23 protein-coding genes and 1 pseudogene are annotated in these 24,307 nt (G+C 67.4%); 13 read left to right on the top strand and 11 right to left on the bottom strand.

Going from position 1 to position 24,307, the window contains the following annotated elements; genetic code table 11:
* Window positions 1-31 precede the first annotated feature (31 nt).
* Window positions 32-937: a glutaminase gene (locus ACM6LR_RS26340; RefSeq protein ID WP_414944712.1), complete on the bottom strand. Its 906-nt coding sequence runs from the start codon at window positions 935-937 to the stop codon at window positions 32-34.
* Between the two features lie 170 nt (window positions 938-1,107).
* Between ACM6LR_RS26340 and ACM6LR_RS26345 the strand changes: the two genes are divergently transcribed.
* Window positions 1,108-2,493 (top strand): amino acid permease, encoded by a 1,386-nt coding sequence (locus tag ACM6LR_RS26345; RefSeq protein WP_414938475.1) that lies wholly within the window; start codon window positions 1,108-1,110, stop codon window positions 2,491-2,493.
* A gap of 63 nt (window positions 2,494-2,556) precedes the next feature.
* Here the strand turns inward: ACM6LR_RS26345 and ACM6LR_RS26350 are convergent, their stop codons facing one another.
* Window positions 2,557-2,898, bottom strand: a complete 342-nt coding sequence (locus tag ACM6LR_RS26350; protein WP_414944713.1) for an aldehyde dehydrogenase family protein — start codon at window positions 2,896-2,898, stop codon at window positions 2,557-2,559.
* Between the two features lie 26 nt (window positions 2,899-2,924).
* Window positions 2,925-3,794, bottom strand: coding sequence for an aldolase (locus tag ACM6LR_RS26355; RefSeq protein ID WP_414938476.1), 870 nt, complete (start codon window positions 3,792-3,794; stop codon window positions 2,925-2,927).
* 110 nt (window positions 3,795-3,904) lie between these two features.
* On the opposite strand from ACM6LR_RS26355, the gene ACM6LR_RS26360 reads away from it, so the two are divergent.
* Window positions 3,905-4,654 (top strand): GntR family transcriptional regulator, encoded by a 750-nt coding sequence (locus ACM6LR_RS26360; protein ID WP_414938477.1) that lies wholly within the window; start codon window positions 3,905-3,907, stop codon window positions 4,652-4,654.
* A 533-nt stretch (window positions 4,655-5,187) separates the two neighbouring features.
* Here the strand turns inward: ACM6LR_RS26360 and ACM6LR_RS26365 are convergent.
* The gene (locus tag ACM6LR_RS26365) at window positions 5,188-5,637 is read right to left on the bottom strand and encodes a MoaF C-terminal domain-containing protein (RefSeq protein ID WP_414938478.1); all 450 of its coding nucleotides are present in this window, start codon (window positions 5,635-5,637) and stop codon (window positions 5,188-5,190) included.
* Between the two features lie 99 nt (window positions 5,638-5,736).
* A pseudogene (locus ACM6LR_RS26370) lies at window positions 5,737-5,868 on the bottom strand (carboxymuconolactone decarboxylase family protein); the annotation flags it as partial.
* 158 nt (window positions 5,869-6,026) lie between these two features.
* On the opposite strand from ACM6LR_RS26370, the gene ACM6LR_RS26375 reads away from it, so the two are divergent.
* The 10 genes from ACM6LR_RS26375 (at window position 6,027) to ACM6LR_RS26420 (ending at window position 16,853) form a co-directional block, all read left to right on the top strand.
* Entirely contained in the window at window positions 6,027-6,908 is an 882-nt protein-coding gene (locus ACM6LR_RS26375; RefSeq protein ID WP_414938479.1) for an SIS domain-containing protein, read from the top strand.
* A gap of 15 nt (window positions 6,909-6,923) precedes the next feature.
* Window positions 6,924-7,829 (top strand): 1-phosphofructokinase family hexose kinase, encoded by a 906-nt coding sequence (locus ACM6LR_RS26380; protein WP_414944714.1) that lies wholly within the window; start codon window positions 6,924-6,926, stop codon window positions 7,827-7,829.
* A 10-nt stretch (window positions 7,830-7,839) separates the two neighbouring features.
* Window positions 7,840-8,721, top strand: a complete 882-nt coding sequence (locus ACM6LR_RS26385) for a class II fructose-bisphosphate aldolase (protein WP_414938481.1) — start codon at window positions 7,840-7,842, stop codon at window positions 8,719-8,721.
* An 81-nt stretch (window positions 8,722-8,802) separates the two neighbouring features.
* Entirely contained in the window at window positions 8,803-10,194 is a 1,392-nt protein-coding gene (locus tag ACM6LR_RS26390) for an ABC transporter substrate-binding protein (protein ID WP_414944715.1), read from the top strand.
* Entirely contained in the window at window positions 10,194-11,132 is a 939-nt protein-coding gene (locus ACM6LR_RS26395; protein WP_414938483.1) for a carbohydrate ABC transporter permease, read from the top strand. Before ACM6LR_RS26390 ends, ACM6LR_RS26395 begins: the two co-directional genes overlap by 1 nt.
* Before the next feature lie 10 nt (window positions 11,133-11,142).
* Window positions 11,143-12,072, top strand: a complete 930-nt coding sequence (locus tag ACM6LR_RS26400) for a carbohydrate ABC transporter permease (RefSeq protein WP_414944716.1) — start codon at window positions 11,143-11,145, stop codon at window positions 12,070-12,072.
* A gap of 6 nt (window positions 12,073-12,078) precedes the next feature.
* Entirely contained in the window at window positions 12,079-13,146 is a 1,068-nt protein-coding gene (locus ACM6LR_RS26405) for an ABC transporter ATP-binding protein (RefSeq protein ID WP_414944717.1), read from the top strand.
* Window positions 13,143-14,999, top strand: a complete 1,857-nt coding sequence (locus ACM6LR_RS26410; protein WP_414944718.1) for a DUF5107 domain-containing protein — start codon at window positions 13,143-13,145, stop codon at window positions 14,997-14,999. Before ACM6LR_RS26405 ends, ACM6LR_RS26410 begins: the two co-directional genes overlap by 4 nt.
* A 125-nt stretch (window positions 15,000-15,124) precedes the next feature.
* Complete coding sequence (locus tag ACM6LR_RS26415; RefSeq protein ID WP_414938487.1) at window positions 15,125-15,910, top strand: DeoR/GlpR family DNA-binding transcription regulator; 786 nt, start codon at window positions 15,125-15,127, stop codon at window positions 15,908-15,910.
* 406 nt (window positions 15,911-16,316) lie between these two features.
* The gene (locus tag ACM6LR_RS26420) at window positions 16,317-16,853 is read left to right on the top strand and encodes a hypothetical protein (protein WP_414938488.1); all 537 of its coding nucleotides are present in this window, start codon (window positions 16,317-16,319) and stop codon (window positions 16,851-16,853) included.
* Between the two features lie 43 nt (window positions 16,854-16,896).
* Here the strand turns inward: ACM6LR_RS26420 and ACM6LR_RS26425 are convergent, their stop codons facing one another.
* From ACM6LR_RS26425 to ACM6LR_RS26445, 5 genes are all read right to left on the bottom strand, one after another.
* Entirely contained in the window at window positions 16,897-17,610 is a 714-nt protein-coding gene (locus tag ACM6LR_RS26425; protein ID WP_414938489.1) for an ABC transporter ATP-binding protein, read from the bottom strand.
* A complete protein-coding gene (locus ACM6LR_RS26430; protein WP_414938490.1) occupies window positions 17,600-18,373 on the bottom strand; it encodes an ABC transporter ATP-binding protein in 774 nt (257 codons plus the stop codon). Before ACM6LR_RS26430 ends, ACM6LR_RS26425 begins: the two co-directional genes overlap by 11 nt.
* Window positions 18,370-19,500 (bottom strand): branched-chain amino acid ABC transporter permease, encoded by a 1,131-nt coding sequence (locus ACM6LR_RS26435; protein ID WP_414938491.1) that lies wholly within the window; start codon window positions 19,498-19,500, stop codon window positions 18,370-18,372. Before ACM6LR_RS26435 ends, ACM6LR_RS26430 begins: the two co-directional genes overlap by 4 nt.
* Window positions 19,497-20,468, bottom strand: a complete 972-nt coding sequence (locus ACM6LR_RS26440) for a branched-chain amino acid ABC transporter permease (protein WP_414944719.1) — start codon at window positions 20,466-20,468, stop codon at window positions 19,497-19,499. Before ACM6LR_RS26440 ends, ACM6LR_RS26435 begins: the two co-directional genes overlap by 4 nt.
* 113 nt (window positions 20,469-20,581) lie before the next feature.
* Entirely contained in the window at window positions 20,582-21,736 is a 1,155-nt protein-coding gene (locus ACM6LR_RS26445; protein ID WP_414938586.1) for a branched-chain amino acid ABC transporter substrate-binding protein, read from the bottom strand.
* A gap of 471 nt (window positions 21,737-22,207) precedes the next feature.
* Here ACM6LR_RS26445 and ACM6LR_RS26450 point away from each other — a divergent pair, with 471 nt between their 5' ends.
* Window positions 22,208-23,029 carry an alpha/beta fold hydrolase gene (locus tag ACM6LR_RS26450; RefSeq protein WP_414944720.1) on the top strand — a complete coding sequence of 274 codons (822 nt, stop codon included), beginning with the start codon at window positions 22,208-22,210 and terminating at the stop codon, window positions 23,027-23,029.
* Here ACM6LR_RS26450 and ACM6LR_RS26455 read toward each other — a convergent pair.
* A complete protein-coding gene (locus ACM6LR_RS26455) occupies window positions 22,995-23,963 on the bottom strand; it encodes a LysR family transcriptional regulator (protein ID WP_414938494.1) in 969 nt (322 codons plus the stop codon). The two genes, ACM6LR_RS26450 and ACM6LR_RS26455, sit on opposite strands and share 35 nt — an antisense overlap.
* Window positions 23,964-24,307: the final 344 nt, after the last annotated feature.

Genomic DNA, 24,307 nt, shown 5'->3' on the forward strand with positions numbered 1-24,307 from the left:
CCCCACCCGCCGGGATCCGAAACCGGATCGGCTAGAAGATCGACCAACCGGTCAGCGTGGTGAACCGGTCCAGCGCCGCGACGCCCGCGACGGAGTTGCCGCGCGCGTCCAGCCCGGGGCTCCACACGCAGACCGCGCACCGGCCGGGGACGATCGCGACGATGCCGCCGCCGACCCCGCTCTTGCCGGGTAGTCCGACACGGTAGGCGAATTCGCCGGCCGCGTCGTAGGTTCCGCAGGTCAGCATCACCGCGTTGATCCGCTTGGCGGCGCTCAGCCCGAGCAGCCGGGTGCCGTCGTTGCGGACGCCGTGGCGGGCGAGGAACACCGCCGAGCGTGCGACGTCTCCGCAGGTCATCGCGATCGAGCACTGGCGGACGTACTGGTCGAGGACGGCGGGCACCGGATGGAGCATGTTCCGGTATGACGCCATGAAGTAGGCGAGGGCGCGGTTGCGGTCGGCGTGCTCGGCTTCCGACGCGGCGACCTCGGCGTCGATTCCGATGTCCGCGCGACCGCTTTCCTCACGGAGGAACCGAAGCAGGGTTTCCGCCGCGTCGCCGTGGTGCGCCAATTCGTCGGTCACCACCAGCGCCCCGGCGTTGATGAAGGGATTGCGGGGGATCCCGTCCTCGTTCTCCAGCTGCACCAGCGAGTTGAACGGGTTGCCGGACGGCTCGCGGCTCACCCGCGTCCACACGCCGTCGCCGTGGGAGAGCGCGAGCGCGAGGGTGAAGACCTTCGACATGCTCTGGATGGAGAACGGCACTTCCCAGTCGCCGACTCCATGCACCTCACCGTCCACTTCGGCCACCGCCATGCCGAACTGCCTTGGCTCGACCCTGGCCAGAGCGGGGATGTAGTCCGCGACGGCACCGCGGCCGATCTCCGGCGCGACGTCGTCGGCGATCCGGTCCAGCAGCGCTGCGAGGTCCACGGCCGTAGCGTAGGAGGCCGCCTTCGCGCGCGCAGATCGGGGTTCGCGGGTGAAATTGTCAAATCGAAAAGGGAAATACCAGTAAAACCGCCAGGGTGACGTCCCGCACACCTTAAGTCTTCCTTAGCTAGGTTGGTGACGTGCCGCACACGCTCTAGCGTCTGGCAACCATGGATCCCTCGCTGCTCACCGAAAAAGGTGAAAGCTACTCAAAAGCACTGGGCAACCGTCAAGTGCAGATGATCGCCATCGGCGGCGCGATCGGTGTCGGGCTGTTCCTCGGTGCCGGTGGCAAGCTCCAGCAGGTCGGACCGTCGCTGGTCCTGTCGTACGCGCTCTGCGGCATCGCCGCCTACTTCGTGATGCGCGCGCTCGGTGAGCTCGTGCTGCACGAGCCGACTTCCGGCAGTTTCGTCACCTATGCCCGCGAGTTCATCGGGCCGTGGGCGGGTTTCGCCTCCGGCTGGATGTACTGGGTGAACTGGGCGATGACCGGCATCGCGGAGATCACCGCGGTGGCGATCTACGTGCACAAATGGCTGCCCGACGTGCCGCAGTGGATCAGCGCCCTGGTCGCCCTCGGCGTCCTGATCCTGGTGAACCTCCTTTCGGTGAAACTGTTCGGCGAGCTGGAATTCTGGTTCTCGGTGGTCAAGGTGCTCGCCATCGTGGTCTTCTTGGTCACCGCGATCGGGCTGGTGCTCACCAGCGCCGACATCGGCGGCACCACGGCCGGTGTGCACAACCTGACCGCACACAATGGATTCTTCCCGGCAGGCATCGGCATCGCGCTGATGACCCTGCAGGCGGTCATCTTCGCGTACTCGGCGATCGAGGTCGTCGGCATCGCGGCGGGCGAGACCAAGGACGCCCGCAAGGTGCTGCCGAAGGCGATCAACGGCGTGGTCTGGCGGATCGGCGTGTTCTACGTCGGTTCCGTGCTGATGCTGGCGATGCTGCTGCCCTGGCCGTTCTACAACGGTGGTGAGAGCCCGTTCGTCACCGTCTTCTCGCGGCTCGGTATCCCGGGCATCGGCGACGTGATGAACGCCGTCGTGCTCACCGCCGCGCTGTCGAGCTGCAACTCCGGGCTCTATTCGACCGGCCGCATCCTGCGCGCGCTGGCGGACAAGGGCGAGGCGCCGAAGTTCGTCGGCAAGATGAGCGGCCGTCACGTGCCCTACGGCGGCATCCTGTTCACCTCCGGCGCCTACGTGCTCGGCGTGGTGCTCAACTACCTGGTGCCGAAGGACGCTTTCGACATCGCGATCGCGATCGCTTCGCTCGGGGTGATCACGACGTGGGCGACGCTGATCTTCTGTCAGATGCGGATGCGCCAGGCGGCGCTGCGCGGGGAGCTGGAACGACCGTCCTACCGGATGCCGTGGGCGCCCTACAGCGGCTGGGCGACGCTGGGCTTCCTCGCGCTGGTGGTGGTCCTGATGGGCTTCTCCGACGGCGCCGAGAAGATCGCGTTCTACTCGATCCCGGTGCTGGTCGTGGTGCTGGCGGTCGGCTGGCGGATCGTCGGGAAACGGCAACAGCAGGTGCGCTGACCCCCGCCCGCAATTCGTCCTCTAGTTGCGGTAGTTGCACACGCAAGGACCGCAACTAGAGGACTAATTGCGGGGAGTCAGCTGGAGGTCGGGAAGTGGAAACCGGCGGCGGTATGCGGCCATCGCGTGGTGACGACCTTTGGAGATGATCCCGGCGAGTTCGTCCTCGTGCCGCACCAGCAACTCGCGGAAGGTGAACATCACCCTGGTCCGTTGCGACAGCGACGAATCGCCCCACGACTCGAACGCCTTGCCCGCGGCCGTCACGGCGATGTCCACATCGGACGGTTCGGCGAGGAGCACCTCCGCCTGCGGACGTCCCGCCGCCGGGTCGTGCACCGGAGCGGTGCGCGTGGAACCCGCCGTGGTCGCGGCGCCGTTGATCCAGTGGTCGATGGTCTTCACGGAACAGCCTTTCACCGGTAGTGGATTCACAGCAGCCCGACGGCCGTGTCGACGGCCTTGGCGACGTCGCCGTCGTGCGGGTAAAGCAGGGACCGGCCGACCACGAGGCCTTGCACGGTCGGCAGTGCGAGCGCCCGTTGCCAGGCGGCGAACGCGGCTTCGGGGTCTTTGACCTCGCCGCCCAACAGGACGGCGGGCAACGTCGACGCGGCCAGCACGCGCTCCATGTCCGCGACCACCGGGAGTTTGAGCCAGGTGTAGGCCGAGGTGCGGCCGAGGCCGGAGGCGATGGTGATGGAGCGGATCACGGCTTCGGGGGAGAGGTCGTTGCGGAGGCGCCCGTCGACCCAGTCCGTGAGGAACGGCTCGACCATCGCGATCAGTTTCCGGTCGGCCAGGTCGTTGATCGCCTTCGCGGTGTTCTCCAGGACGCCGGGCGTCGCCGGGTCGGTCAGGCAGATCCTGGTGAGCGTCTTGCCGCCGTCGAACCGCATCCGCTCGATCGCTTCGGCGTCGTAGCAGGCGAAACGGTCGTCGATCTCGAAACTCGATCCGGCGAGGCCGGTGCGGTTCATCGAGCCGATGACGGTCTTGCCATCGAGGACGCCGAGGAGCAGCAGGTCGTCGATGATGTCCGGCGTCGCCAGCACCCCCGTGACACCGGGCCGCTCCAGCGCCAGGCCGAGGCGGTCCAGCAGTTCGCCGCGGTCGGCCATCGCGAGCGGGTCCGAACCGACGCCGTTCGCACCCCGCGCCGAGTGGTCCGCGGCGATGACCATCATGCGACCCTTGTCGTTGAAGGGTGTTTCCGCCCGGATCCGGGCAGTCGCGGCCACCGCTATGGCCTCGGGAACGCCCACTCGCGCGGCGACTACCCGGCGTACTGTGTCGGACACCCTTTGTTCCTCCTGGCTCGCGTGGTCTTTCGACCATCGCAAGCCGCCGGGGACTTTGTCAAGACATATGGACATAAGGTCATAAAGGTTCGTCGCGGTAGGCTCCGCGCATGAAACCGTGGGCTCCCGGTGAGATCGTGGTGGATCCGGACAGTCCGGAGCCGCTGTACTCCCAGGTCGCTCGGCAACTCCACGCCGCGATCGAGGACGGCAGGCTGCCGAACGGCGCGCGACTGGACAACGAGCTGGATCTGGCCGCGCGGCTGCACCTGTCCCGGCCGACGATCCGCCAGGCGATCCAGACGCTGGTCAATCAGGGGATGCTGGTCCGCAAACGCGGTGTCGGCACGCAGGTCGTCCGCACCAAGGTCGCCCGCCCGCTGCGGTTGAGCAGCCTGTTCGACGATCTCAGCGAACTCGGGGACAAGCCGGAATCCGTTGTCCTGGTCAACCGGGTCGAGCCCGCCGGCGAAAACGCGGCCGAGCGGCTCGAGACGCCGGGCCTGACCCACGTCCGGCGGCTGAAGCGGGTGCGCTCGACCGGCGGCGAACCGCTGGCGATCATGAACAACTACCTGCCCGACGGCATCATCGATCCGGACGACGACGAACTGCGGGACAAGGGCCTCTACCAGTTGCTGCGAGCCGCGGGTGTCCGCCTGCACGCCGCCCAGCAGAACGTCGGCGCCCGGCAGGCGACCGAAGAGGACGCCGAACTGCTGGAGGAGAAGCCGGGCGCGGCGCTGCTCACCATGCGCCGCACCACCTACGACGACGCCGGCCGGGTCGTCGAGCACGGATGGCACGTCTACCGCGCCTCGCGCTACTCGTTCAACCTCTCGCTGACCAACAACGTCTGACGGCGCGATTCGCGTTCCAGACCGGACTCCAGCGCCGCGTACACCGAGGGACGGGACTTCCGCAGCTAGACGGCGAGGCCGAGCCCGGCCGGCGCGACGAGCGGGAGCAGCCACGGCAGTAAGCGGGACGACGCCGTTGCCAGACCCGGCGAGCGTCGGGAAGTCGAGGACGGCCAGCGTCACGATGAGTCCGAGACCCACCGCGCCCAGCCCGGGAGCGATCAGCCTTGGCGAGTGACGTGTCGTCACGGCTCATTCGCTGCTCCCTGTCCGCCGACTTCCAGCCGCCAGGAAGTGGTCGGGGGCAGGAGTTTCGCCTTTGCGCGCTCGGCGGTTGTTCGCCAGCGACCGGCTCCGAAACCGAGAGAGGGAAGAGCGAAGGTGGCGTGTCTGCGGGTCGTCGCCCCCAATGTGGCATTGGAGACGCTCAGTGTCCCCAATGCCACATGGGGGGCATCGGTCCCGCGGTGTGGCGTGTCGCGTGTCGCGTGGAGCACCGTCTCGACGGTACTAGCCGCCTTTTCCATTCAAGATCATTTGCGTGCGGCAGGGAAAGCCGGCCACCCGTGCGGCCGCTCCAGGATCTCGATGGTCGCCTGGTCGACCAAAAAGTACTGCCCACCATCCTCGCGCGGATTCGTGTAGGCAGCCGTCGCCACCAACTGACCGAAGTCCGCCATCACCGCGATCGGATACCCGCCGTCGAAGACCTTCCCGTGCGCGGCCGACGCGACGGTCCCGGTCTCGTACCAGGTGACGAAGTACTGCGCCGGCCCGGTTTCGAAGACGCGCAACGTCGCCTCCTTCTGCCGGACACCGGCGAAGTCACCGGACACGCCCGTCCAGATCATCGTCGTCCGATCCGCGTAGTGCTGCTCCAGCACGTTCCCGGAACCATAATGGAAGTTCGCGCGGAGCCCGACGAGGTCGGTGCTGAGCCGATGGGTGCCGGTCACGGGGAAAAAGCGGACGTCGAGTTGCACGGGCTGAACCTCCGGATCGAGTGTCTCCGAAGGTTTAGCAGCCGGAACCGCCGCGACCCTTGTCCTGCGGGGCAGCCCTGTTGTCGGTGAACGCGAAGGTCAGCCGAACTGGCCGGGCTGGTAGTCGCCCGCCGGGGTCTGTGCGATGACGTTCAGCCGGTTGTACGCGTTGATCGTGGCGACCAGGGCGATCAGGGCGCCGATCTGCTCGTCGTCGTAGTGCTCGCGCACCTGCGAGACGATCCGCACCCTTCACGGTAGGGGACCAGGAAATCCTGCAAGTCCGAGCGGGTCAAATGCGTGAAACTGCACTCTCGGAGCATTGACGTTGCACAAAATTGCACCTAACGTGACAGCTATTGTGCACAACTGGCACGGATGGGGAGTTCATGAGCGGGACCTTCATGACGGCGGAGATCGCGAGTCAGCCCGGCTGCTGGCGGGACGCGGCGGCGCTGGCCTCGGCGAACAGTGATCTGCTGCCGCCGCCGGGCGCGCGCGTCGCGATCGTCGGCTGTGGCACGTCGTGGTTCATCGGCCAGGCGTACGCCGTCCTTCGCGAATCCGCCGGGCTCGGCGAGACCGACGCTTTCGCGGCGTCGGAGTTCCCGCCTGCCCGCGAGTACGACCACGTCGTGGCGCTGACCCGGTCGGGTACGACGACCGAGGTGCACGCCCTGCTGGCGAAACTACGGGGGAAGACGCCGACCATCGCGATCACCGGCGTGCCCGGTGAGATCGAGGCAGCCGCGGACACCATCGTCGATCTGTCCGTTGTGGACGAACGCTCGGTCGTGCAGACGCGCTTCGCCACCACGGCGCTGGCGATGCTGCGCGCGCACCTCGGCGAAGGCCTGAGCGTGGCCGCCGATCAGGCCGAACGCGTACTCGCCGAGCCGCTGCCCGGCGAACTGGTCGCCGCGGAACAGTTCACTTTCCTCGGCACCGGCTGGTCGGTGGGCATCGCGAACGAGGCCGCGCTCAAGTTCCGCGAGGCCTGTCTGCTGTGGACGGAGTCGTACCCGGCTTGGGACTACCGGCACGGCCCGATCAGCATCAGCGAGCCCGGGCGCGTCACCTGGATGTTCGGGCAGGCACCGGACGGACTGGCCGACGACGTCGCCCGCGCGGGTGGCCTGTTCGTCGAAAGTGGCCTGGACCCGCTCGCGGACCTGGTTCGCGCGCAGCGGGTGGCCGGTGCCATCGCCGCCCGCAAGGGGCTCGACCCGGACAACCCCCGAAGCCTCACCCGTTCCGTCGTCCTGACCTGAGAGCTTGAGGCCACCGTGATCGTCACCGTCACGCCGAACACCGCGTTGGACGTCACGTACACAGTGGACGGTCTCCGGCCCGGTGACGTGCACCGGGTGAAAGAAGTGCGGTATCGGGCCGGTGGCAAAGGCGTCAACGTCGCCCGTGTGCTGCACGTGCTCGGTGCCGAGGTCCGCGCGGTCTTCACCGCCGGTGGTGCGACGGGAGCCGCCGTCGAGGGCGAACTCGCGGCGGCGAAGATCCCCGTCGACAGCGTCCCGATCGGCGGGGAGACCCGGCGTACCACCACGGTTTTGGCGGGCGACGGCTCGATCACCCTGCTGAACGAACCCGGACCGCGGCTGACCGACGACGAATGGCAAACGTTTGCGGCGGCCGTCCGGGCCCGAAAGCCGGACGTGCTCGTCTGCTCGGGCAGTCTCCCACCGGGTGCCGGGGGATACGCCGGGCTGTTCGACGGGACACCGTCCATTTTGGACACTTCTGGCGAAGCGCTGCTCGCCGGACTGGCCGGGCGGCCGTCGGTCGTCAAACCGAACGCCGACGAACTCCGCGAGGTCACCGGTCTGCGCGATCCGGTGTCCGCCGCGGCCGAACTCCGGAGGGCCGGGGCGGAAGCGGTCGTCGTCTCGCTCGGCTCCGAGGGGCTGCTGGCGGTGACCGGGTCCGGCACCTGGCACGCGGCACCGTCCACAGTGTTGCGCGGCAACAGCACCGGTGCGGGTGACGCCGCCGTCGCGGCGCTGGCGCTGGGATTGAGCCGGGGTGAGTCATGGCCGGACATCCTGCGCAGGGCCGTCGCGTTGTCCGGGGCGGCCGTGCTCGGCCCGCTCGCCGGGGACGTCGACCTCGCGCACTACGAAGCCGAACAGGGGCTGGTCGCCGTACGCGCCCGCCCAGGCCCATCAGACACATCCTAGGAGAACCGTCATGCCTCTGGTGGGAACCGGGGAGATCGTCGGAGCCGCCGCGGCGGCCCGGCACGGCTGCGGCGCGTTCAACGCGATCCAGCTGGAGCACATCACCGCCATCGTCGACGGCGCGGCCGCGGCGGACGCGCCGGTGATCGTGCAGCTGAGCCAGAACGCCGTGAAGTACCACGGCTCACTGGCTCCCGTCGGCACGGCGGCGCTCGCCGCGGCCAGGGGCGCCGCCGCTCCGGTCGCGGTGCATCTCGACCATGCCGAGTCGCCGGACCTGGTCCGCGAGGCGGTCGCATTCGGTTTCGGCTCGGTCATGTTCGACGCGTCCAAACTGGACTACGCCGACAATGTGCGTGCCACCAAGAAGATCGCCGCGTACTGCCACGACCACGGAGTGTGGGTCGAGGCGGAACTCGGTGAGGTCGGGGGAAAGGACGGCGTCCACGCCCCCGGCGCGCGCACCGATCCGGACGAGGCGGCGGAGTTCGTCGCGGCCACGGGGGTCGACGCGCTGGCGGTGGCGGTCGGCAGTTCGCACGCCATGCTCACCCGTGACGCCGCGCTGGACTTCGAGCTGATCACCAGGCTGCGGGAACGCGTGCCGGTGCCGCTGGTGCTGCACGGCTCGTCGGGCGTGCCCGACGACGGGCTGGCCGAGGCGGTCCGGGCCGGGATGACGAAGATCAATATCGCCACCCAGCTCAACAAGGTGTTCACCGCGGCCGCGACGGAGGACTGGCGTGCGCATCCGGAGCGCGTCGACCCGCGGAAGTATCTCGGGGCCGGGCGCGCCGCGGTCGCCGTCGAGGTGCGTCGGCTGTTGGGAGTACTCAAGCTGGGCATAGCCGAACCGGAAAAGATGACGATTGAGCAGACTTTGCGCGATTGACTGTTGACAGGTGCGTGAAACCTCACAAAACTGCGCAATAACAAGCAGAACTGGTGTGATCTTCGATCCAGGTGGTGGCGGATGCGGGTAGGCAAGCTCACGGCATTGACGGCAGGGGCGGCGCTCCTGCTCGCGGGATGCGGCGGCGGGGACACGGCCGGTGGCACGGGCGAGAACGCGCTCCCCGGCGTCGACCAGTTCCTCAACGCGCCCTGTCCGGAGGCGGCGGTGAAACCCGCGACGGACAAGGAGTTCACGTACTGGTCCATGTGGACGGCCGACGAGCCGCAGGGCAAGGTCCTGCAAAAGGCCTTCAAGTGCTTCACGGAGAAGACCGGCGTCAAGGTCGACGTGCAGTGGCTGGGCCGCAAGGCCTACACGCAGAACCTGGTGCCCGCGCTGAACACCGACGCGGTGCCGGACCTGTTCGACCAGGACGTCAGCAAGGTCGGCGCGGCGATCATGACGCCGGGCGGCACGCAGAGCGTCGACGACGTGTTCGCGATGAAGGTCGGCGAGGGCGACAAGACCGTCAAGGACGTGCTTGCGCCCAGCTCGTACGACTTCCTGCAGAACAAGGACCGCGAGGGCCACAACTTCATGGTCCCGTACACGATCCAGTCGAGCGCCTGGTGGTTCAACAAGGACACCGCCGGTGACATCCAGCAGCCGAAGACTATGGACGAGATGATCGGCCTGTTCGACAAGGCCAAGGCCGACGGCAAGGCCGCGATCAGCCTCGACGGCGACATCCCGTTCTACAACATGTACTTCTACACCCAGCTGGCCGAGCGGTACGTCGGCGCGGGCGGGCTGTACAAGGCGGCGACCGACAAGACCGGCCAGGCGTGGAAGACCGAGCCCGGTTTCCTCAAGGCCGCCACCGAAACCGCGAAGCTGCCCAAGTACTTCATCGACGGCTGGGACGCGGCGAAGTTCCCGCAGGTGCAGCAGCGCTGGGCCGACGGTGACTCCCGCTTCCTCTATGTCGGCAGCTGGGCGCCGAGCGAGACCCGTGAGTACCTGGACAAGCAGGGCGCCGGGACGAAGATCAACTACAGCTCCTTCCAGTTCCCGATGCCCGATGGCGCGACGCACGACACCGTCGAGCAGATGTCGATCGGCTTCTCGGTGACCAAGAAGGCCAAGCACGCCGAAGGCGCCAAGGCGTTCATCGCCTACTTCCTCAACAAGGACCTGCTTTCCGGGATCCCCGCGGTGGCCGACAACCTCGTGCCGCGCGCCGACCTCGCCGTGCCGGACGACCTCAAGCAGGTCAAGGCCGCGATGGACGACCCGAAGAAGGAGCACGTCCTGCAGTACGACGGGATCGACGGCGTCGCCGGTGGCAAATGGCAGACCGACGTCTTCGACCCCGCCGACATCGCGCTGCTGAAGGGGAAGCTCACCCCGGAGCAGTTCGTGGACCAGCTCGCCGTCAAGGGCGCTGAGTTCTGGAAGAACCAGGGCTGATGGCCACGGTCACGACGAAGGCACGGGCGTTGAAAGCCGGGGCTCACCTGGGCCGCAAGAAACGGCTGTTCTGGCCGTTCGCCGCACCCGCGCTGGCGCTGTACCTGGTTTTCCTGGTGCTGCCGACGATCGCGACCGTGGTGCTGAGCTTCACCAGCTGGGCCGGGGCGGGGGACACACCGAAACCCAACGGTGTCACCAACTACACACAGATGGTGGCGAGCGACTCGTTCCAGTACGCCTTCGGCAACACGCTGATCTACGTGTTCCTCGGCGGGATCGGCACGTTCGCCCTGGCGTTCCTGTTCACCATGGTGCTGCGGGACATGAAGGGCGGGAAGACCGTCCGCGCCATCCTGTTCTTCCCCAACATCGTGGCGCCCGTGGCACTCGGGATGTTCCTCGGCTTCGTCTTCAAGTACCAGCCGGGGAAACAGGGCCTGGCGAACTACGTGATGGAGAGCCTCGGCGCGGACGCGGCGAAGTTCCTCGCACCGTCCAATGTGACCGGTGTGGTGACGGCGTCGCTGATCTGGGCGAGTTCGGGTTTCTACATCACCATCCTGATGGCCGCGGTCGACCGGATCCCGCCGTATCTCTACGAGGACGCGGAACTGGGCGGTGCGTCGCCGTGGCAGAAGTTCAGGAACATCACGCTGCCGATGACCTGGGACGTCGTCGGCGTCGCCGGGGTGCTGTGGACGATCAACGCGCTCAAGATCTTCGAGCTGGTGTTCGTGCTGGCAGGACCGGGCACCTACGCCCCGCCCAACGAGGCGTGGACGCTGGGGATCTACGTGTTCGACCGGACCTTCGGCTCGAACGGCACCCCGGACTTCGGCGCCGCCTGTGCCTGCGCGGTGGCGATGATCGCGCTGGTGTCCGTGCTCGTCGTCCTGCTCCGCCGTTTGATGCGCCGTGACGCGATCCAGTTCTGAGGGAGACGACATGTCCGTCACCGACGTCGAGGCGCCCGCGCGCCCACCGGCGAAACCGGTGCGCAAGCCGCCGCGCAAACCGCGCCCGGCGCCCGGCTCGCGACGGTTCAGCCCGTTGCGTGTCCTGGGTTCCACCATCGTGTGGCTGTTCACCGCCGGCAACATCCTGGTGCTGTACTGGCTGCTCACCGCCTCGTTCAAGACGCCGGTGGAGATCTTCACGAAGCCGTTCGCCTTGCCGTACCAATGGTTCCACAACGGCAAGCCGTTCCGGAACTTCAGCTACGCCTGGAACAACGCCGGTTTCGGCGACGCCGTGCTGACCACCGTGGTACTGGTCGGGCTCGCGACGGTCGTGACGGTCGCCGTCTCGGCGCCCTGCGCGTACGCCCTGACCAGGCTGGGCGTCCGCGGCTCCGGGCCCATGACCAACGCGGTCGCGATCGGGATGGGCGTGCCGTTCCAGACCGTGATCATCCCGCTGTTCGTGGTGCTGAGCAAGATCCACCTCGACAACGAGTACGGCCTGTTCGTGCTGTACGTGGCCCTGTCGATCCCGTTCACGGTGTTCCTGATGACCGGCTTCTTCCGGTCGCTGCCGGACGAACTGGAGGAGGCGGCCGCACTCGACGGCGCGTCGCCGACGCGGACGTTCTTCTCGGTCATGCTGCCGCTGACGCGCGGCGGCATGATCACCGCGCTGACGCTGAACGCCATCGGCCTGTGGAACGAGACGCTGTTGGCGATCGTGTTCCTCAAGGACCAGGCCCATTTCACGCTCTCCCGCGCGCTCTTCACCTTCTACGGAGCCGCGAGCTACCAGTCGGAGTACGGCGGCCTGATCGCCGGGGTGGCGATCGTCGTGCTCCCGATGCTCGTGCTCTACCTCGTGCTCGCCCGCCGGATCATCACCGGCCTGACCCTCGGCGCCGGAAAGTAGGACCTGATGGCCACCGTGACCTTCTCCGACACCACGCGGTTCTACGCCGGGGTGGACCGCCCGGCCGTCGACGGCCTCGACCTCGAGGTCACCGACGGCGAGTTCCTCGTCCTGGTCGGCCCGTCCGGCTGCGGCAAGTCGACCACGCTGCGGATGCTCGCCGGGCTGGAAGGCGTCGACGACGGCTCCATCCACATCGGCGACCGCGACGTCACCGAACTGCCGCCGAAGGACCGGGACATCGCGATGGTGTTCCAGAACTACGCGCTCTACCCGCATATGACGGTGGGGGAGAACATCGGCTTCCACCTGAAGCTCGCCAAGATGGCCAAGGCCGAACGCGAACACAAGGTGCGCGAGGCCGCGGCCGTGCTCGACCTGACCGAGTACCTGGACCGCAAGCCCGCGAAGCTGTCCGGCGGTCAGCGGCAGCGTGTCGCGATGGGCCGGGCGATCGTACGGGAACCGAGTGTCTTCTTGATGGACGAACCACTGTCCAATCTGGACGCCAAACTCCGGGTGCAGACCCGGACCCAGATCGCGTCCCTGCAGCGGCGGCTGGGCATCACGACGCTGTACGTCACACACGACCAGGTCGAGGCGATGACCATGGGCGACCGGGTCGCCGTACTGAAGGACGGGATCCTGCAGCAGTGCGACACGCCGGTCGGGCTGTTCGCGCGGCCGGTCAACGTGTTCGTCGCCGGGTTCATCGGCTCGCCTGCGATGAACCTGCTGGAGACCACTGTGGACACCGACGGCGCGCTCGTCGGCGGGACCCGGCTCCCGCTGACCCCGGCACAGCGATCCGCCCTGACCGGCCCCGGCGTCGTCGTCGGGGTCCGTCCCGAGGGCTGGACGATCGGGGACGGTGGCTACGAGGCCGTCGTCGAGGTCGTCGAGGAACTGGGCAGCGACCAGTACCTCTACTGCCGGGACGGCGACCGCGTGCTGACGGTGCGCACTCCGGGCATGGCCCCGTGGCAGCGCGGCGAGCCGATCTCGCTGGCCCCGCGACCGGGCTCGGTGCACCTGTTCGACGCCACCACCGGTGACCGGCTCCCCGACGCATGACCCGCCTGTACCGCACCGGGCTGGTGCTCCCCTCCGCCGAGCTGGGGCCGGAGAACCCGTTGCCCCCGCTTCGGAAACCCGAGGCGGTGGCCAAGGTGGCCAAGGTGGACGAGCTGCCACCGGACCTGGCGGAGGGCGTCGGGTACGGCCGCCTGGACACCACGCTGCCCTGTCCGCTGCGCGACGGCTACACCCGCGAGCGCACCGAACGCGAGCTTCCGGCCCTTGTGCTGGAGAACGACCGGCTTCGCGCCACCGTGCTGCCGTCGCTGGGCGGGCGGTTGTATTCGCTGGTCCACAAGCCGTCCGGACGCGAACTGCTCTACCGCAATCCCGTGTTCCAGCCCGCGAACCTCGCCCTGCGGGACGCCTGGTTCGCCGGCGGTGTCGAATGGAACCTCGGGAGCACCGGGCACACCACGCTGACCTGCGAGCCGATGTTCGCCGCGGAGATCGACGGCCCGGACGGCACACCGGTGCTACGGCTGTGGGAATGGGAACGCACCCGCGATCTGCCGTATCAGCTCGACTTCTGGCTGCCCGCCGAGTCCGACCATCTGCTCGTGGCGGTACGGCTCCGGAACCCGCATCCCTACGACGTCCCAGTGTACTGGTGGTCGAACATCGCGGTGCCGCAAAACGAGGGCACCCGGGTGCTGGCTCCCGCGACGCAAGCGTGGCATTACGGCTATTCGGGACGGCTCGATCTCGTCGACGTCCCCGGTGAGTTGACCTACCCGGCCCGCGCCGAAGCCGCGGCGGACTACTTCTTCGAGGTGACCGGGAGACCCTGGGTCGCGGCCGTCGAAAGCGACGGGACGGGCCTGGCCCAGCTGTCCACCGATCGGTTGCGTGGACGGAAGCTGTTCCTGTGGGGCGAATCCGACGGTGGGCGTCGCTGGCAGGAGTGGCTGGCTCCCGGTGCGGGCGGCTACCTGGAGATCCAGGCGGGCCTGGCCCGGACCCAGTTGGAGCACCTGCGGCTGCCGCCGGGGGAGAGCTGGGACTGGCTGGAGGCCTACGGTCCGGTCGCCGCTGATCCGGCGGCGGTGCACGGGGACGACTGGACGGCGGCTCGCGAGGCCGTCTCCGCCGGGCTGCCGACGGCGGAGGTGCTGGACGAGTACCACGACGCCTGGCGGAAGATCGCCGACGTCACCCCGGAATCCCTCCTGGCCACCGGTTCCGGCTGGGGAGCGCTGGAGAACCGGCGGGCGCCGATGTGCCTGCCCGGCACGCCGTTCCCGGACGCTTCGCTCGGCCCGGACCAGGCGCCGTGGCTCGCGTTGCTCGACGGAACGCCGCCGGACGGGGATCCGCTCGCGGTGCCCCCGCCGACGCTGGTGAACCGGTACTGGGCCGATCTGATGGAGTACGCCCCGAAGAACTGGCTGACCTGGTATCACCGCGGCGTCGCGCGCTGGGCGGCCGGACGGCACTCGGACGCGGTCCGTGCCTGGCGCGAGTCCGTCTCGGCGGCCGAGAACCCTTGGGCGCTGCGGAATCTCGCGGTCGCCACGGCGGGACCCGAGGCCGCGTGGCTGTACCGGCGAGCGGTCGCCCTCGCGCCGTCACTGCGTCCTCTCCTGGTCGAGGCGATCGCGGCGCAACTCGCCGCCGGGCGCGCGGGAGAAGCGGCCGAGTTGCTGGACGGCCTTCCCCTGGAGGGGCGGATCGCCTTACTGACGGCCCGCACCCGCCTGGCGCGAGGGGACATCGCCGGGGCCAAGGCCGTGTACGACACCGGTTTCGAGGTCGCGAACATCAGGGAAGGGGAAACGTCTCTTTCGGACACTTGGGCGGCGGTTTCGGACGAACCGCTGCCGGCACAGTACGACTTCCGAATGAAGTGACGGCCGGGCCACTTGACCGGCGTGCCGCACGCGGCGGACAGCCGTGATGCAGCATACTGCTCGAAACAGTGGCCAACAGCGCAACGTCATGCGTGATAGGCCGCAGCGAGCTAGGAGTGGCGCGGATGGCCCGGCACGAACGGCTGAGCACCCTGCTGGACCTGCTGGGGCAGCGGGAAAAGATCGACGTCGAAGACGTGGCCGAGGAGTTGAACGTCTCCGCGGCCACGATCCGGCGCGACCTCGACCACCTCGCGGAACAGCAGTTGCTCACCCGTACCCGTGGCGGCGCGGTGGCCAACGACCTCGCCTACGACCTGCCGCTGCGGTACAAGACCGCGCGGCACGTGCCCGAGAAGCAGCGGATCAGCGTCGCCGCCGCCTCGCTGGTGGCGCAGGGCATGGTGGTCGGCCTCAACGGCGGGACGACGACGGCCGGGGTCGCGCGATCGCTGGCCACCCGGTCGGATCTGGCGGGCCTGCGTGATTCGCCGGGGCTGACGGTGGTCACCAACGCGCTGAACATCGCGCACGAACTCGCCGTGCGGCCACATGTGAAGATCGTGGTCACCGGCGGGGTCGCGCGCCCGCAGTCGTTCGAACTGAGCGGCCCGCTGGCCACGCGCGTGCTCAGCGAATTGACCATCGACCTGCTGTTCCTCGGTGTCGACGCCTTCGACGCCGAGGCAGGCGCTTTCGCGCACCACGAGGGTGAAGCGAGCATCAACCGGCTGATGGTCGAGCGGGCGGAACGCGTCGTCGCGGTCGCCGACGGCTCGAAGCTGGGCCGTCGCGCGTTCGCGAGGATCTGCGCGACGCCGCAGGTGCACGCCCTCGTCACTGATTCCAACGCCGACCCGAAGACGCTGCGTGCTTTCGAAGCCGCGGGGGTCGAGGTTCAGGCCGTCTGACTTTCTTTGTGAGGTAAGGGGTTCTTGTCGGTTTCGCAGCCGGCGGGAGCCCCTTTCGTCGCTGTCGGCACGAAGGGACCCGACGAAAGCCGGCAGCACCGTTTCGGCGGATGACTTTGCGCGAACAGTGCGCTATACCGAGACCATATTGCTTATTCTGCGCGAAAGGTGTCTTGAGTGAGCAGAGTTGCGCAATCGCTGAGTTGTTTGGCCGCAGTAGTCCTTCTCGGACTTTCCCCGGTCGCCGCCCACGCCGATCCGGCCGCGGCGCCGGCCCGGCAAGCTGGCTGACCTAGTGGTCCGTGAAGGCCTCATTGAGGGACTCTGGGTCCCTCAAGGAGGCCTTCACGGACGGTTATCGAACTTCAAAGCCGCACAGTAGCCCCGGACCAGGCAGAATCGACGGGTGCGCATCGGAATCGTTCGGGGTCTCGCGGTCGCCGTCCTGCTCTCCGGTTGCTCCGGCGGGGAACCGACGCAGCCGCCCGCCAAACCCGTCTACGACCTGCCCGCGCGGGAGGTCCGCCCGGACGAGACCGCCCTGCACCTGCCACCGGCGCTCAACGGGGAGACCGAGTTCTCGCTCCTCGGCTTGGCCGCCGGACTTCCCAGCCTCACGGGCAGCCACACCGAATTCGAGGCGAAAGGACAATTCGTCCGCCTTCGGCTGGTGGTGACCGGAAAAGGCGTGTCCGGAATCCTCTTCGACACCCGGCGACAGCAACTCGTCACCGAGTCCGGCGCCGTGATCGCGGTCGACAACCAGGCCATGACGATCAAACGGCAGCCCGACAAGTTCGAACTCGGACGCGGTGTGCGGGTCGAGTTCGACCTCTACTTCGACCTCCCCAAGGAGGCGAAACCCTTGGTACTGCGGGCTTTCGGCGGTCCGACGCTGACCGACATGAAGAACCTCACCGGCACCGACATCAAGCTGGCATGACAAAGGGCCCCGCCGCGGAAAGCGGCGAGGCCCCTGCAAGGCGTCAGACGCCGAGGTCGCCACCGAGGTAGGCGGCCCGCACCTTCGGGTCGTCCAGCAGCTCGGTGCCACGAGCGCTTTTGACCACTACACCGGTCTCCAGCACGTACGCGCGGTCGGAGAGCTTCAGCGCCTGCTGCGCGTTCTGCTCCACCAGCAGGACCGTGGTCCCGCGCTTGTTGATCTCGCGGATGATGTCGAAGATCTGCGCGATCAGCATCGGCGCCAGACCCATGGACGGCTCGTCGAGCAGCAGTACCTTGGGCTTAGTCATCAGCGCGCGGCCGATGGCGATCATCTGCTGCTCGCCACCGGACATCGTGCCGCCGAACTGGGTCTTGCGCTCGTTCAGCCGCGGGAACAGCTCGTAGACCTCGTCGAGGTCGGCCTTCAGGTCGTCCTTGCGGGTGTAGGCACCCATGAGGAGGTTTTCCTGCACCGTCATCCCGGGGAACACGCCCCGGCCTTCCGGTGACTGGCCGATCCCGAGTTCGACCCGCTTGTGGCCGGGGGTCTTCGAGATGTCCTTGCCGTCGAAGAGGATCCGGCCGCTGGTCAGCGGACGCAGGCCCGAGATCGTCTTCAGCGTCGTGGTCTTGCCCGCGCCGTTGGCCCCGATGAGCGACACGATCTCGCCCTCGCCGACCTCGATGGTCATTCCCTTGAGCGCGGCGATCTTCCCGTAGTGGACGTTGATGTCCTGAACCTCAAGAAGCATCTTCCGCCACCCCCAGGTAAGCCTCGATCACCTTTTGGTTGTTCTGCACCTCGTGGGGAAGCCCTTCTGCGATCTTCTGGCCGAAGTCGAGCACGGCGAGCCGGTCGCTGATGTGCATGACCAGGCTCATGTCGTGCTCGATGAGCAGCACGGTCCGGCCGTCGTCACGGATCTTGCGAATCAGCTGCTGCAGCGAGTTCTTCTCCGCCGGGTTCATGCCGGCGGCGGGCTCGTCGAGCAGCAGCAGCTTCGGGTCGGTCGCGAGCGCACGCGCGATCTCCAGACGGCGCTGGTCGCCGTAGGAGAGGTTCTTCGCGGTGTTGTGCTCCACGCGCCCGATGCCGACGAAGTCGAGCAGTTCCCGAGCCAGCTCGCGTCCCCGCTTCTCTTCCCTGCGGTGCACGGGCAGGCCCAGCGTCGCCGAGATCGCGCCGGTCTTGTGGTGCGAGTCGGCACCGACCATCACGTTCTCGAGCGCCGACATGTTGTGGAACAGCCGGATGTTCTGGAACGTGCGGGCGATTCCGGTCTGGTTGATCTTGAACCGCTTCATCCCGTCGACCCTGGCGCCGTTGAAGCGCACGTGGCCTTCGGACGGCTGGTAGACGCCGGTGACCACGTTGAACACGGTGGTCTTGCCCGCGCCGTTCGGCCCGATCAGGGCGAAGATCTCACCCTGGTTGATGGTGAGGTTGACTTCCTTCAGTGCCGTGACACCGCCGAAGCGCATCGTCACGTTGTCGAATTCGAGCAGCGCGCTCATTTCGTCACCTCCGCCGAAGCCTCGGAATCCGGACCCGCGACTTCGGCGCCCATGGCACCCATCCCGCCCGTTCCTTCATGTAGTTCCGCCTTGCGCTGCCGCGACGGCAGCAGACCCTCCGGCCGCAGCGCCATCATCAGCACGAGCACGAAACCGAAGATCAGGATGCGGTACTCGGATAGGAACCGGAACCGCTCCGGGAGCCAGGCGACCAGGAAGGCACCGAGGACCACGCCGGGCAGGTTCCCCGCGCCACCGAGCACGACCGCCGCGAGGATGGTCGCCGACAGGATGAACGGGAAGTTGTTCGGCTCGATGAAGACGGCCTTGCTGGCGTAGACCGCACCGGCCATGCCGCCAAGCATGGCGCCGATGGCGAACGCCAGCAGCTTGAACTTGAACGTCGGGACGCCCATCAGTTCGGCGGCGTCCTCGTCCTCGCGGATGGCCGCCCACGCCCGCCCGACCCGGCTCCGGTGCAGCCGCACCGAGAAGACGATCGCGACCACGATCGCTGCCAGGACCAGGTAGTAGTACGGCGCCGGGTCGAGCAGGAACTCGGCACCGAACATCGGCTCCGGGTGCGGGACGTTGGTGATACCGCGGGAGCCGCCGATGCTGTCGGTGTTGACCGCCGTGATCCGGACGATCTCACCGAAACCGAGCGTCACGATCGCCAGGTAGTCACCTCGGAGCCGGAGTGTCGGCGCACCGAGGATCACGCCCGACATCGCCGCGAGGAAGATGCCGAGTACGAGGCATCCCCAGAAGCTCCAGCCGTATTTGGTGCCCATCACGGCGAGGGTGTAGGCGCCGATCGCGAAGAACGCGACGAACCCGAGGTCCAGCATGCCCGCGTGGCCGACCACGATGTTCAGGCCGATCGCCAGCAGGATGTAGATCCCGACCGGGAAGATCAGGACGGTCGTCCAGTCCGAGTCCGGCGACATGATGGAGCCGATCGCCGGTGCGGGCAGGATCAGCGCGCCGATGATCAGGGCGAGGTAAACGCCATAACGCTGCCAATGCGGAGCGCGAGCCCACCAGTCCCGCAGACCGTCGACGGGGTGAAACCCGGCGCGCGCGGGCTTTCCGTTTTCTGTAGACACTTCTTCGTCGCCCTTCATGCGCGTGCCCGCTGCAGCGATTCACCGAGGATGCCGGTGGGCCGGAACATCAGGACCAGCACCAGTACCACGAAGGCGGTGACGTCCTTCCATTGTGAACCGAAGAAGATCGAACTCCAGTTCTCCACCAGACCGAGTACGAGGCCGCCGAGTAGGGCACCGCGCAGGTTGCCGATGCCGCCGAGCACGGCCGCGGTGAACGCCTTGATGCCGAGAAGGAAGCCGATGCGGTAATCGGTGTTCTCGTACTCCATGACGTACAACGCCGCGGCGACGCCCGCCATCGCGCCACCGAGCAGGAAGGTGAGCCGGACGATCTTGTCGATGCTGACACCCATCAGCACGGCGGCTTCGGGATCCTGTGCCGTGGCACGGATACCGCGACCGAGGCGGGTGCGGCTGACCAGCTGGTCGAGGACGACCATCATGATCACGGCGCCGACGACGACGAACACGTGGTCCGTGCGCACGACCCCGTTGCCGATGTGGAACAGCTCCTCGTGCGGGATGAACCGCGGCGCGTTCTGTTGCACCCGACCGGATTTCCCGGTGATCCACTCGATGATCTCGAGGCCGAACAGTTCCTGCAGGAACAGCGAGGCGCCGATGGCGGAGATCAGGGCGGCCAGGCGGGTCGCGCCCTTCTTGCGGAGCGGCCGGTAGGCGACTTGCTCCAGCACGACCGCCGCACCGCCGGATACGGCGGCCGAAGCGATGATGATCAGCAGCAGCACGGCGATCATCCCGAACACGCCGAGCGTGATCGGGGCGGTGCCGCCCGCGATGGTGATCAGGACGAACAGGGACGTGACCGTCCCGATCATGAAAATCTCGGAATGTGCGAAGTTGATGAGCCGGAGCACGCCGTAGACCATTGTGTAGCCGAGGGCGATGAGGGCGTAGATGCTTCCGGCGACCAGTCCGCCGATGGTGCTACCGAGGAACTGGGCTTGCAGATCTTGAAGCATGACGTGGATGCCTTACGGGACGGGGCGAGGATTCTTTCGCCACATTTGCGGGAAGCGGGGGTGCTGTGCACGCACAGCGCCCCCGCTTCCGTTAGGTGTTCCTACCTGCTCCGTCAGCCGTTGAGCTTGGCTTCGGTCGAGATGCCGAGGTTCTTGAGGACGCCACCGGTGACCTGGTAGATGTTGATCGCGTCCGTCGACGGTTCGCCGTTCTCCTTGAACTTGACCTGCTTCGAGGCACCCTTGAAGTCGATCGTCTTGAGGGCCTCATTGATCTTCTCCGAGGTGGTGTTGCCCGCCTTGACCGCGTTGATGATGGCGGTCGCGGCGTCGTAGCCCTCGCTCGAGTAGATCGCCGGGTCGGTGTTGTACGCGGCCTTGTACTTGGTGCTGAACTCGTCGCTGGAGCCGGGGTCCGGGATGTTGCAGGGGCAGCCGACGACGGCCTTCTCGGCGGCCGTGGCACCCGCACCGCTGACCAGCTGAGCGTCGAGCGAACCGTCACCGGTGGCGAAGGTGGCGGTCACACTGCCGTCACGCAGCTGCTTGAGCAGACGGCCACCCTGGGCGTAGTAGCCACCGAAGAGGATGATGTCCGGGTTCGCCGCCTTGACCTTCTGCACGGTCGAGGAATAGTCCGACGCGTCCTTGGCGAACTTGTCGCGCTCGGTCGGGACGTTCTTTTCCTTCAGGGTCTTCTCGAAATTGTCAGCCAGGCCGACACTGTATTCCTGGTCGTCCGAGATGACGTAGGCCTTCTTGGGCGACTTCGCCGTGATGAGGAAGTTGGCGATCGCCGGGCCCTGGCTGGCGTCGCTCGCGACGACGCGGTGCCAGTACTTCCAGCCGTTCGAGGCGAGGCCCGCGTTGGTGGCCGACGGCGAGACACTGGGGATCTTGCTCTGTTCCAGCTGACCGCCGATGGCCTTCGACTCACCGGAGAAGGCCGGGCCGATCAGCGCGGTGATCTTGTCCTGGCCGACGGCGGTCGCGATCAGCGACGTCGCCTGCTCGGGCTTGCCCTGGCTGTCATACTCCTTGAGCTCCAGCTTCGTCGCCGGATTCGTCTTGTTGTACTCGTCGATAGCGAGCTTCGCGCCGTTGCGGGGCGGGATGACGATCCCGGAGTTCTCACCGGTGAGGTCACCCATGAACCCGATCTTCAGCGTGCTGCTGTCACCGCTGCCGGACGAGTTGCTGCCGCCAGCGCAGCCTGCCAGCGCAAGCGACGCAGCCGCCGCGACGGCGAATACCCGTCCAAAACGCACTCCTGACACCGACTACCTCCCATGACCAACCAGCCGCCGGTAGGCGTTGCCCCCGACACAGGGGCTAGGTTAGGGCAGGAAGATATCCCCATACGCCATGATCTGCACAGACGCCCATCACTCTGTGTCCACATCGTGACGGTCGAAACCAGCACGAATTGCACGAAAAGGCGAATGTTGCCGATTGACAGGTCTTCGCTGGTCACGCTGGGGATTCACCGTTACCACGTCGATCATGCTCGTGGGTTAGAATCATGTTTCGGCCGCGTATCTCGCGCTTTGTCACTACCTTCGAGGGCGTCCGTTCGCCGTAGCGATGTTGCCCCAAAGGGCGTCAAGCTTGCCCGCTCTTCTCTTCCGCCTTGACAACCGATGGTTGTCGTCGAGGCCCGAACGGCTGTTGGATCACTGCCCCGACCTCACGGTTAGCTGTTCCCAGAGCAGGAAACACCGAGTAAGAACTGGGAGAAAATGACGATGAGTGTCGAACTGAGCGGAGCGATCGAAGGCGTGGCGGCGGGGGTCCCGTTCGTGGCATTGCCGCCTTCGGACAAGGAGCGCCCGGCGCCGCTGGTGCTCACCTGGCATCTGCTGGGCGCGCCGTTCAGCGAGGCGGCCATGGCGGCGGCGCTGCCGATGCGGGAGCTGCACGCGTGGCGGGTGCACCTCGGGTTGCCGCTGACCGGGAAGCGCTTCCCGGAAGGCGGTTTCGAGGGCTTCTTCCGCCTCGCGAGCGAGGACAACGTGCTCAACGTCGTCGAGCCGCTCACCAGGCAGGTCGAGGCGGAGTTCCCGGCGGCCGTGGCGGAGCTGCGCTCGCGGCTGTCCATTGAGGACGGTCCGATCGGACTGGTCGGCGGTTCGCAGGGCGGCGGGGTCGCGCTGCAGATGCTGACCCACGCCGAGATCCCGGTGGCGGCGGCCGCGCTGGTGAACCCGGTGACCCAGCTGGCGCCGGTGATCGCCGCGAACGAGCGGGTCTACGACGTCACCTACCACTGGTCGAACCGGTCCCGCGCGGTCGCGAACGAGTACGACTACGTGCGGCGGGCGGCGGAGTTGACCGCGCCGGTGCTGCTCGTCATCGGCGGGGAGGACGACGTCTCGATCACCGAGCCCGCCGAAGCGTTGCACAAGGTGCTGGGGGAGCAGCGATCCGAACTCGTCACCATTCCGGGGATGGCGCACGAATTCGCCGAGGCGCCGGGTCTCGAACCGGCTCCGCAGACGGAACACGCGAAGCTGGTCGACGCCGAACTCACGCGCTGGTTCGCCCGGCACCTAGCTGTCTGAGGTCGTCGTCCGGCAGCCAGGATCGCTCGGGATCGTAGGAGCACCAACCTTCTTCGTGGCTGGTCCGGCCCGCGAGTGCCAGCAGGCGCCGCAGGGCCGGGCCTTCGCCGCGCCGCCACACCACGGACCACGGGAACAGCGGCGAGGGCTCGAAGGGCAGGACTCGCAGGTTGAGATCGGCGGCGAGGTCCATATCGGCGCCGGCGAGGGTGACCCGCTGTTTCCCGTAACGGGTTTGTTCCAGCGTATGCCGGAGGTCGTAGCTGACGCCGGAATCGTCGATCGGAACGTCGAATTCTTTGCATAGGCGTTGCAAATAAGAAAGCCATTCAACCGGGCCGCCCAATTGCGGGATCCAGATACCTTCGTTCCTGAGGTCGGACAGCGCGAGCACGTCGTTGCCCGCCAGCGGATGTTCGGGGGCGAGCAGAGCGACCAGTGGTTCGAGCCGGACGAGCCGGTGTTCGAGCTCCGCGGGCACCTCGCGGCCGAGGTCCGCGACGCGGCCGAACGCGAGGTCGATCTCGCCGCGGACCAGCGGGTCGAGGGCGTTGGCCAGCCCGCGCCCGGCGACGCGTTCGACGGCGAGTGCGGGGTCGCGCCGGGCGATGCGCCGCAGCATGTACATGGGGGAGAGGCGCGGGTCGACGACGTCGAGCCGGGGCGGGCGGTCCCGCAGGCCCATCGCGGCGACGGCGGCGTCCGCTGCGCGGATCAGCTCGCGCGCGTGCGGAAGGAAGCGGTCACCGTCGGGGGTCAGCTCGACGAGGCGGTTGGTGCGCCGGAAGAGCTGGACCGACAGGGCGTCCTCGAGTTTCCGGATCCGCTTCGACAGTGCTTGTTGCGTCAGGAACAGGGAGTCCGCCGCGCGGCCGAAATGACCGTGGTCGGCGGTCGCGACGAACGCCCGCACCTGAGCCGTGTCGAGATCCACGCGGCACCGTCCTTCCCTGCCCGGACGAGACGAACGGGACTTCCGGTGCGATTTTGCCCTGAAAGTCCCGTTCGGTTCACGCCAGGGGCCCGGTCCAGACGCCGTGAAGGCTTCCTTCCCTACCCTCGAGGTCAGGGTCTCGGCAAAGTCGAGGTTTCACAGGTCAGGTGGTTGTTCGTCGCTGTGCGAGGCCGACGACGGAGGAATGGGGACGTTGAGTGTCCCCCCCTCGGCCCTTGCCGGCAGCGATGTCAAGTCCGGATTACCGCCGACGACGGAGGAATGTGACTTTGCCGGAACCCCTACCCTCGAGGTAGCGAAAGAGACCTTCACGGACTGCCGAA

The sequence above is a fragment of the Amycolatopsis sp. cmx-11-32 genome (assembly GCF_047608695.1).
GTDB lineage: Bacteria > Actinomycetota > Actinomycetes > Mycobacteriales > Pseudonocardiaceae > Amycolatopsis.

Bases quoted from the DNA above. Each gene is read 5' to 3' on its own strand.
- ACM6LR_RS26345 (WP_414938475.1), top strand. From the start codon at position 1,108: ATGGATCCCTCGCTGCTCACCGAAAAAGGTGAAAGCTACTCAAAAGCA.
- ACM6LR_RS26360 (WP_414938477.1), top strand. From the start codon at position 3,905: ATGAAACCGTGGGCTCCCGGTGAGATCGTGGTGGATCCGGACAGTCCG.
- ACM6LR_RS26375 (WP_414938479.1), top strand. From the start codon at position 6,027: ATGAGCGGGACCTTCATGACGGCGGAGATCGCGAGTCAGCCCGGCTGC.
- ACM6LR_RS26385 (WP_414938481.1), top strand. From the start codon at position 7,840: ATGCCTCTGGTGGGAACCGGGGAGATCGTCGGAGCCGCCGCGGCGGCC.
- ACM6LR_RS26390 (WP_414944715.1), top strand. From the start codon at position 8,803: ATGCGGGTAGGCAAGCTCACGGCATTGACGGCAGGGGCGGCGCTCCTG.
- ACM6LR_RS26395 (WP_414938483.1), top strand. From the start codon at position 10,194: ATGGCCACGGTCACGACGAAGGCACGGGCGTTGAAAGCCGGGGCTCAC.
- ACM6LR_RS26400 (WP_414944716.1), top strand. From the start codon at position 11,143: ATGTCCGTCACCGACGTCGAGGCGCCCGCGCGCCCACCGGCGAAACCG.
- ACM6LR_RS26405 (WP_414944717.1), top strand. From the start codon at position 12,079: ATGGCCACCGTGACCTTCTCCGACACCACGCGGTTCTACGCCGGGGTG.
- ACM6LR_RS26410 (WP_414944718.1), top strand. From the start codon at position 13,143: ATGACCCGCCTGTACCGCACCGGGCTGGTGCTCCCCTCCGCCGAGCTG.
- ACM6LR_RS26415 (WP_414938487.1), top strand. From the start codon at position 15,125: ATGGCCCGGCACGAACGGCTGAGCACCCTGCTGGACCTGCTGGGGCAG.
- ACM6LR_RS26425 (WP_414938489.1), bottom strand. From the start codon at position 17,610: ATGCTTCTTGAGGTTCAGGACATCAACGTCCACTACGGGAAGATCGCC.
- ACM6LR_RS26430 (WP_414938490.1), bottom strand. From the start codon at position 18,373: ATGAGCGCGCTGCTCGAATTCGACAACGTGACGATGCGCTTCGGCGGT.
- ACM6LR_RS26435 (WP_414938491.1), bottom strand. From the start codon at position 19,500: ATGAAGGGCGACGAAGAAGTGTCTACAGAAAACGGAAAGCCCGCGCGC.
- ACM6LR_RS26440 (WP_414944719.1), bottom strand. From the start codon at position 20,468: ATGCTTCAAGATCTGCAAGCCCAGTTCCTCGGTAGCACCATCGGCGGA.
- ACM6LR_RS26450 (WP_414944720.1), top strand. From the start codon at position 22,208: ATGACGATGAGTGTCGAACTGAGCGGAGCGATCGAAGGCGTGGCGGCG.